Source organism: Streptomyces sp. M-16 (assembly GCF_052114405.1).
In the GTDB taxonomy this organism is placed as follows: Bacteria; Actinomycetota; Actinomycetes; order Streptomycetales; family Streptomycetaceae; genus Streptomyces.
This window is the reverse complement of the sequence record NZ_JBFRER010000217.1, coordinates 1-7,800: the sequence shown is the minus strand read 5'-3', so window position 1 is coordinate 7,800 and position 7,800 is coordinate 1. Positions and strand designations below refer to the sequence as shown.

At 71.4% G+C, this 7,800-nt stretch carries 7 protein-coding genes; 5 read left to right on the top strand and 2 right to left on the bottom strand.

The window, feature by feature from the left end:
• On the top strand, positions 1-2,001 hold a 2,001-nt coding region (locus AB4039_RS41040), incomplete at its 5' end, for an endo-beta-N-acetylglucosaminidase (protein ID WP_442273186.1).
• On the opposite strand, the gene AB4039_RS41035 is transcribed toward AB4039_RS41040, so the two are convergent.
• Complete coding sequence (locus AB4039_RS41035; protein ID WP_266842783.1) at positions 1,998-3,410, bottom strand: sensor histidine kinase; 1,413 nt, start codon at positions 3,408-3,410, stop codon at positions 1,998-2,000. The two genes, AB4039_RS41040 and AB4039_RS41035, sit on opposite strands and share 4 nt — an antisense overlap.
• Positions 3,411-3,420: 10 nt before the next feature.
• Positions 3,421-4,143 carry a response regulator transcription factor gene (locus AB4039_RS41030; RefSeq protein ID WP_266842782.1) on the bottom strand — a complete coding sequence of 241 codons (723 nt, stop codon included), beginning with the start codon at positions 4,141-4,143 and terminating at the stop codon, positions 3,421-3,423.
• Positions 4,144-4,410: 267 nt separating this feature from the next.
• Between AB4039_RS41030 and AB4039_RS41025 the strand changes: the two genes are divergently transcribed.
• From AB4039_RS41025 to AB4039_RS41010, 4 genes are all read left to right on the top strand, one after another.
• On the top strand, positions 4,411-5,196 hold the full coding sequence (locus AB4039_RS41025) for an amino acid ABC transporter ATP-binding protein (protein ID WP_371676367.1): 786 nt from the start codon (positions 4,411-4,413) through the stop codon (positions 5,194-5,196).
• A 97-nt stretch (positions 5,197-5,293) separates the two neighbouring features.
• On the top strand, positions 5,294-6,148 hold the full coding sequence (locus tag AB4039_RS41020; protein WP_266842781.1) for a glutamate ABC transporter substrate-binding protein: 855 nt from the start codon (positions 5,294-5,296) through the stop codon (positions 6,146-6,148).
• 67 nt (positions 6,149-6,215) lie between these two features.
• Positions 6,216-6,890 carry an amino acid ABC transporter permease gene (locus tag AB4039_RS41015; protein WP_266842779.1) on the top strand — a complete coding sequence of 225 codons (675 nt, stop codon included), beginning with the start codon at positions 6,216-6,218 and terminating at the stop codon, positions 6,888-6,890.
• On the top strand, positions 6,887-7,765 hold the full coding sequence (locus AB4039_RS41010) for an amino acid ABC transporter permease (protein ID WP_266842778.1): 879 nt from the start codon (positions 6,887-6,889) through the stop codon (positions 7,763-7,765). Before AB4039_RS41015 ends, AB4039_RS41010 begins: the two co-directional genes overlap by 4 nt.
• Positions 7,766-7,800 lie beyond the last annotated feature (35 nt).

Here is a 7,800-nt window from a genome sequence, read left to right as displayed (position 1 = left end):
GCCCCTGCCCCTGCCCCCGGCGCCGTCCCGGCCGCACCGCCGCCCGCCCTGGCCCCGTACGCCTCCTACTGGTTCCCCGACTCGCTCCCCTCCGGCACCCCGGGCCCCGGCATCGTGTGGCGCTCCCTCGCCGACTGGTCCCCCGGGTCCGACCCGGACCTGGCCCACAACACCGCGTCCGTGCCGCTGGCCCGGCGGTTCGCCCCGGTGCCGGCCAACCGCAGCGCCCGAGCCGGGCAGGCCCGGATCTCCGCGCTGGTCTCCTTCGGCCCCACCGCGGGCAACCCCTCCCAGGGTTCGGCGACCGCCGACCACTACGCCCTGAGCCACTGGGCGTACCTCGACGAGCTGGTCTTCTGGGGCGGCTCCGCCGGCGAGGGCATCGTCCTCGCCCCGAACGCGCCCGTGGTCGACGCCGCCCACCGCAACGGAGTCCCCGTCCTCGGGAACGTCTTCCTGCCGCCCGTCGCCTACGGCGGGGACCTCCAGTGGACCCGCGACCTGGTCCGGCGGGACCCCCTCGGCCGCTTCCCGCTGGCGGAGCGGCTCGTCGAGGTGGCCCGCGCGTACGGCTTCGACGGCTGGTTCGTCAACGCCGAGACGGACGGCGGGGACGGCGCGCTCGCCACCCGGACCCGGGAGTTCCTGCACGCCCTGCGGGCGGCCGGCTCCCCGCACGGGCTGCGGGTCACCTGGTACGACGCCATGAACAGCACCGGCCGGGTCGGCTGGCAGGGCGCCCTGAACGCGCTCAACCAGGAGTTCTTCGAGGACCGGTCGGGGAAGGTCGCCGACTCGCTGTTCGTCGACTTCCGCTGGAGCGCGCGGAGCCTGGCGGAGTCGGCCGCACTCGCCGAACGCCTCGGCCGCTCCCGCCACGAGCTGTGGGCGGCCGTGGACACGGAGTCCCGCGGCTGGGACACCCGGGTCGACTGGGACGCGATCCTCCCGCGCGACCGCGATCACGTCGTCAGCCTCGGCCTCTACCGGCCCGAGTGGACCCGCAACCACCTCACCGACCGCTCGCCCGGCGCCTTCCACCGGGCCGACGACCGGTTCTGGACGGGCGAGTCCCTGGATCCGGCCCGTCCCGCGCCCGAGCCCCCGTCCGGCTGGCGGGCCCCGGCCACGGCGGTGGCCGACCGGTCCACGGTCGCCGCCCTGCCCTTCGGCTGCTCGTTCAACACCGGGCACGGACTGCGCTGGTACGAGGGGGGCGCGGTCGCCTCCGACACGCCCTGGAACCACCTCGGGCTCCAGGACCGGCTCCCGGGCCGCCGCTGGGTGGTGGACACCGCCGGGGAGCGCCCCTCGGTGACCCTGGACTTCGCGGACGCCTGGCGCGGCGGCTCCAGCCTGCTCGTCGCCGGGAACCTCACCGCACCCGCGTCGATCGGCCTGCACGCCACCCGGCTGGCGCTGACCCCCGGGGCGGTCGCGGAGCTGGTCCACTCCGGCGGGGCGGCGGTGGAGCTCGGTGTCGCGACCCGGGAGGCGGCCGGCCCCGGCGAGCCCGTGCCGTACACCTGGCTGGCGGCGGCCGGGCCGGGCCGCGGCCCGGGGTGGCGGACCTCCCGCGTGGCCCTCGCGCCGCTGGCCGGGAAGACCGCGTACGCCCTCGCCGTACGGATCACCGTGCCCGGGAAGAAGGCGGTGTCCTGGCGGCTCGGCGCCCTGACGCTGCGCGACACCGACCGCCATCGGCCCCCGGCCGCTCCCGCGCACCTGAAGGTCGACGCCGCGGCCCGGCGGGGCCCGGAAGCCGAGCTCCGCCTCTCCTGGGAGCGGGCGCCGGGCCGGGTCCGCCACTACGAGCTGCACCGCCTGCTGCCGGACGGCACCCGCCGCTTCCTCGGCGGCACCTGCGGGACCGCCCTCCACCTTCCCTCCGTCACCCGCGCGGGCGGCGAGCGGGCGGCCTCCTTCGAGCTGAGGGCCGTCGACGAGACGTACGCCGCCTCCGCCCCGGCCCGCACCACCCTGCCCTGGCGGGCCGGCTAGCCGGTGTGGGGCTCGGTGCGCGGGACGGCCACCGTGACGCGCAGCCCGTGCGGAGGGTTCGTCGCGTAGGAGAGGGTCCCGCCGCCCGAGGCGAGCAGGGCGCGGGAGATGGAGAGCCCGAGCCCGGACCCCTTGACGTTCTGGTGGCGGCCGCTGCGCCAGAAGCGGTCGCCGACGCGCAGCAGCTCCTCCTCGGTGAGGCCGGGCCCCCGGTCGGCGACGACGACGAGCGCGCTGCGGCCCTCCACGGCGACCGACACCTGCACCTCCTCGCCCTCCGGCGTGAACTTCAGGGCGTTGTCGATGACCGCGTCGAGGGCGCTGGAGAGCGCGATGGGGTCGGCCCAGCCGGTGACGGCGGTCCGGCCCGTCTCGGTGATCCGTACGCCCTTCTCCTCGGCGTACGGCCGCCAGGCGGCGACCCGTTCGGCGGTGAGGGCCCCGATGTCGGTGAGACTGATCTCGGCGGAGGCGTGCTCGGCCAGCGCCAGGTCCAGCAGGTCGTCCAGGACCTGGGCCAGGCGCTTGCCCTCGGTGCGCACGGAGGCGATCTCCTCGTTTCCCTCGGGCAGTTCGAGGGCGAGCAGCTCGATGCGCAGGAGCAGTGCGGCGAGCGGGTTGCGCAGCTGGTGGGAGGCGTCCGCGACGAACGCCCGCTGCTGCTCCAGTACCTCTTCGACGTTGTCGGCCATCTCGTTGAACGAACGGGCCAGGCGGCGGAGTTCCGGAGGGCCGCCGGCGGCCGCGACGCGGGAGTTCATCCGGCCGGTGGCGATGCCGTGCGCGGCCGCGTCCAGGGTCCGCACGGGCTTGAGGACCCAGCCGGTGAGGCGCAGCGCCGCGCCGAACGCGAGCAGCATGGCGGCGGCGAGGCCGGCGGCGATGATCAGCCAGCCGCGCAGGATCTGGCCGCGCATCTGTTCGGTGGGTGATTCGGTGGCGACGACGGCGACGACGTCCCCGTCGAGCACGACCGGGGAGACCACGAGGAGCTTGCCGTCGGTCTGCCAGGGCCACACCTGTCCGGGGTCGTGGCTGCGGCGGCCGGCGAGCGCCTCCTCGAAGGCCCGGCGGCCCTCCCCCGACTCGGGGAGCTGCCACCAGCCGGGGGAGCGGACCATGGCGTTGTCGTCGCGGTAGAAGATCCCGACGCGGATCCCGTACAGCTCGTGGTAGCGGGCGAGTTCCAACTGGAGGGTGTCGCGGCGCTCGTCGGCGCCGGTGGAACCGGAGCCCTCGGCGTCGATGACGAACTGGGCGAGGGCCGCGAAGCGGGCGCTGTCGTCGATCCGGTCGACGACCACCTTCTGCTGCTGGGCGGCGGCCAGGCTGACGGCGAGGGGGAAGCCGAGCGCGAGCAGCACCCCCGCCATGAGGACGACGAGGAGCGGGAGCAGCCGGGCACGCACGGCGGGACCCCTAGGGCGCGGCCGGGGTGACGAGCCGGTAGCCCACCCCGCGGACGGTCTCGATGAGCGCGGGCATCCCCAGCTTGGAGCGCAGCGAGGCGACGTGCACCTCCAGGGTGCGGCCGGTCCCTTCCCAACTGGTGCGCCACACCTCGCTGATGATCTGTTCGCGGCGGAAGACCACGCCGGGCCGCTGCGCGAGCAGGGCCAGCAGGTCGAACTCCTTGCGGGTGAGCGGCACGTCGGCGCCGTTCACGCTGACCCGGCGGGTCGGGAGTTCGATGGCGACCGGGCCGAGCCGCACCAGCGCCGGGGTGCCGTTACCGCCGGCGGTGGCGGCGGACTCCTCGGAGCCCCCGGTGCGGCGGGCGACGGCGTGGATGCGGGCCAGCAGCTCGCCGGTGTCGTAGGGCTTGACCACGTAGTCGTCGGCGCCCATGTTCAGGCCGTGGATGCGCGAGCGCACGTCGGCCCGCGCGGTGACCATGATGACCGGCGTGGCGGTGCGCTTGCGGATCTTGCCGCAGACCTCGTAGCCGTCCTGGTCGGGCAGGCCGAGGTCGAGCAGGATCACCCCGTAGGGGGAGGCGCCGGACGGGGCACCGGCCGGCAGCAGCGCCTGCAGGGCCTCCTCGCCGTTGCGGGCGTGGGTCACCTGGAAGCCGTGCCGGGCGAGGATCGCGGACAGGGCGGCGGCGACGTGGTCATCGTCCTCGACGAGCAGCAGTCTCATGGCGTCCCCCTTCCTCGATTCCTGGATGTGTACATGGGCACCCTGCATCCACGCCCATGAAGAGTCCCACGTCAAGGGGGTTCCGGTCCGGCGAGTCTTCTGTTATCCACCCGGTACGGGCGGAGCGTGCCGGGGGCGGGCGTCACGTACGGAGCGTATCGGCGCGAGGCCGGATCGTTATGCTCAATTCTCCCTCAGATGTGATGACGCTGTGCGCAACCCGTCACTACTGTCCTCCCAACCGACGGAGGACGGAGCAAGAAGCCGATGAGCGGAGTATCAGTGACCAAGGACGTTCAGGACGCGGCGGGAGCCGCGGACGGCCTGGTCGTACTGAGCAACGTCAACAAGCACTTCGGCGCGCTGCACGTGCTTCAGGACATCGATCTGAGCATTGCCCGCGGTGAGGTCGTCGTGGTGATCGGTCCTTCGGGATCGGGCAAGTCCACGCTGTGCCGGACGATCAACCGGCTGGAGACGATCGACTCGGGGAGCATCACGCTCGACGGGAAGCCGCTGCCGGCCGAGGGCAAGGAACTGGCCCGGCTGCGCGCCGACGTGGGCATGGTCTTCCAGTCGTTCAACCTGTTCGCGCACAAGACGGTGCTGCAGAACGTGATGCTGGGTCAGCTCAAGGTCCGCAAGACGGACCAGGCGACCGCCCTGGAGCGGGCGAAGTCGCTGCTCGACCGGGTGGGCGTCGGCTCGCAGGCCGACAAGTACCCGGCCCAGCTGTCCGGAGGCCAGCAGCAGCGCGTCGCGATCGCCAGGGCGCTCGCGATGGAGCCGAAGGTGATGCTCTTCGACGAGCCCACCTCGGCGCTCGACCCGGAGATGATCAACGAGGTGCTGGAGGTCATGCAGCAGCTCGCGGCCGAGGGCATGACGATGGTCGTCGTCACGCACGAGATGGGCTTCGCCCGCTCCGCCGCCAACCGGGTCGTCTTCATGGCCGACGGAAAGATCGTCGAACAGGCCACGCCCGAGCAGTTCTTCAGCAACCCGCGCAGCGACCGCGCCAAGGACTTCCTGTCGAAGATCCTGCACCACTGACGCCCGCGTCTGGTAGTGATCCGGTCGACGGCGCACGCCGTCGCCACGACGTGCCCCGCTCGTCGTCCAACAACGTCTCATCCGAGGGAAGTTCACCATGAAGGTTCTCAAGGTCGGCGCGGCCGCCGCCACGGCCGTCGTCCTCGCCCTGACCGCGACCGCCTGTGGCGGCGGCTCGAAGGACTCGGCCTCCGACGCGGGCGCGTCGGGCGGCGCCAAGTCGAACAAGATCGTCATCGGCATCAAGTTCGACCAGCCCGGCCTCGGCCTGAAGACCCCCGACGGCAAGTACACCGGCTTCGACGTGGACGTGGCCACGTACGTGGCCAAGGAGCTGGGCTACCAGCCGGACCAGATCGAGTGGAAGCAGGCCGTCAGCGCCGAGCGCGAGAACCTGATCTCCAACGGCGACGTGAAGTTCATCGCCGCGACCTACTCGATCAACGACAAGCGCAAGGCGAAGGTCGACTTCGCGGGCCCGTACTTCCTGGCCCACCAGGACCTGCTGGTCCGCACCGACGACAGCAGCATCACCAAGGTCGAGGACCTCAACAAGAAGAAGCTCTGCTCCGTCACCGGCTCCACCTCGGCGCAGAACGTCAAGAAGGACCTGGCCAAGGACGCCGACCTGCAGGAGTTCCCGGGCTACTCCGAGTGCCTGACGGGCCTGGAGAACAAGGCCGTTGACGCGCTGACCACGGACGACTCGATCCTGGCCGGCTACGCCGCGCAGGAGAAGAACAAGGGCAAGTTCAAGCTCGTCGGTCTGAAGATGAGCAACGAGAACTACGGCATCGGTCTGAAGAAGGGCGACAAGGAGCTCCAGACCAAGATCAACGCCGCGCTCAGGAAGATGGTCTCGGACGGCTCCTGGGAGGCGGCCGTGAAGAAGAACCTCGGCCCGGCCGACTACAAGAACGAGCCTGCCCCGCAGATCACCGAAGGCAGCTGATTTCCGCCCGCCCGTCCGCGGGCGGCGGCGCGCCCCACCGGCCACTCTGGGGAGAGCGCAGGGCAACGTGTTCGACTTTCTTGATTCTGGGCAGTACGACCTGCTCGGAGCCTTCTGGGTGACGGTTCAGCTCACCCTCTACTCGGCGGTGGGCTCCCTGATCTGGGGCACCGTCCTGGCCGGGATGCGGGTCAGCCCGGTCCCGCTGCTGCGGGCCTTCGGCACCGCGTACGTCAACCTGATCCGCAACACTCCGCTGACCCTGCTGATCATCGGGTGCTCGCTGGGGCTCTTCCAGACCCTCACGATCAACCTGGGCGGCGACACCTCCAAGGAGACCGGCTTCCGGCTCGCCATCCTCGGACTGGTCGCCTACACCGGCACGTTCGTCTGCGAGGCGCTGCGCTCGGGCATCAACACCGTGCCCGTCGGCCAGGCCGAGGCCGCCCGGGCGCTGGGGCTGAGTTTCTTCCAGGTGCTCACCCTGATCGTGCTCCCCCAGGCCTTCCGGGCGGTCATCGCGCCGCTCGCCAACGTGCTGATCGCACTCACCAAGAACACCACGGTGGCTGCTGCCATCGGCGTGGCCGAAGCGGCCCTGCTGATGAAGGAAATGGTCGAGAACGAGTCGGACGCGCTCTTCGCCGTCTTCGGGATCTTCGCCCTCGGCTTCTGTCTGCTGACCCTGCCCACCGGGCTGCTGCTGGGCTGGGTGGCCAAGCGCGTGGCGGTGAAGCGATGAACTCCGTGCTGTACGACGTGCCGGGCCCCAAGGCCAAGGCGCGCAACTGGATCTACACTGGTGTCTTCCTGGTCCTCTTCGCGCTCGCCGCCTGGTGGATCCTGGCCCGCATGGCGGAGAAGAGCCAGCTCGACGCCGACAAGTGGACCCCCTTCGTCACCGACAGCCGGGTCTGGACGACCTTCCTCATACCCGGCCTGCTGGAGACCCTGAAGGCCGGCGCGATCGCCATGGTGATCGCCCTCCCCCTGGGTGCCCTGCTGGGTGTCGGCAGGCTGTCGGACCACGCCTGGGTGCGCGTGCCGGTCGGCACGGTCGTCGAGTTCTTCCGCGCCATCCCGGTGCTGATGCTGATGATCTTCGGCTCGGCCTTCCTCGTGAAGTTCACCGCGGTCGAGTCGGAGGTCCGGCCCCTCTATGCCGTGATCATCGGCCTGGTCCTGTACAACGCCTCGGTGATCGCCGAGATCGTCCGGGCGGGCGTGCTCTCCCTGCCGCGCGGCCAGACCGACGCCGCCAAGGCGATCGGCATGCGCAAGGGCCAGACCATGTTCCACGTGCTGATCCCCCAGGCCGTCACCGCGATGCTTCCGGCCCTGGTCAGCCAGCTCGTGGTGATCCTCAAGGACACGGCCCTCGGCGGCTCGCTGCTCGGCCTCACCGAACTGCTCGCGGCGAACCGCCAGATCTCGGCGAACTACAGCAACACCATCGCCTCGCTCGTGGTGATCGCGCTTATCTACATCGGCGTGAACTTCGCCCTCACCAGCTGCGCCTCCTGGCTGGAGGGGCGGCTGCGGAAGTCCTCCAAGAGCACCGGAACCGTGGTCGGGGTCGCCGCGGTGGGAGACCTCGCCACCGGCCGGGCGGTCTGACGCCCGGTCAGCGACAAGACGTAACCTGTGTGGTG

What these genes read in the sequence shown, in the direction of transcription:
- AB4039_RS41030 (WP_266842782.1), bottom strand. Translation starts at nt 4,143, where the DNA reads ATGAGACTGCTGCTCGTCGAGGACGATGACCACGTCGCCGCCGCCCTG.
- AB4039_RS41025 (WP_371676367.1), top strand. Translation starts at nt 4,411, where the DNA reads ATGAGCGGAGTATCAGTGACCAAGGACGTTCAGGACGCGGCGGGAGCC.
- AB4039_RS41020 (WP_266842781.1), top strand. Translation starts at nt 5,294, where the DNA reads ATGAAGGTTCTCAAGGTCGGCGCGGCCGCCGCCACGGCCGTCGTCCTC.
- AB4039_RS41010 (WP_266842778.1), top strand. Translation starts at nt 6,887, where the DNA reads ATGAACTCCGTGCTGTACGACGTGCCGGGCCCCAAGGCCAAGGCGCGC.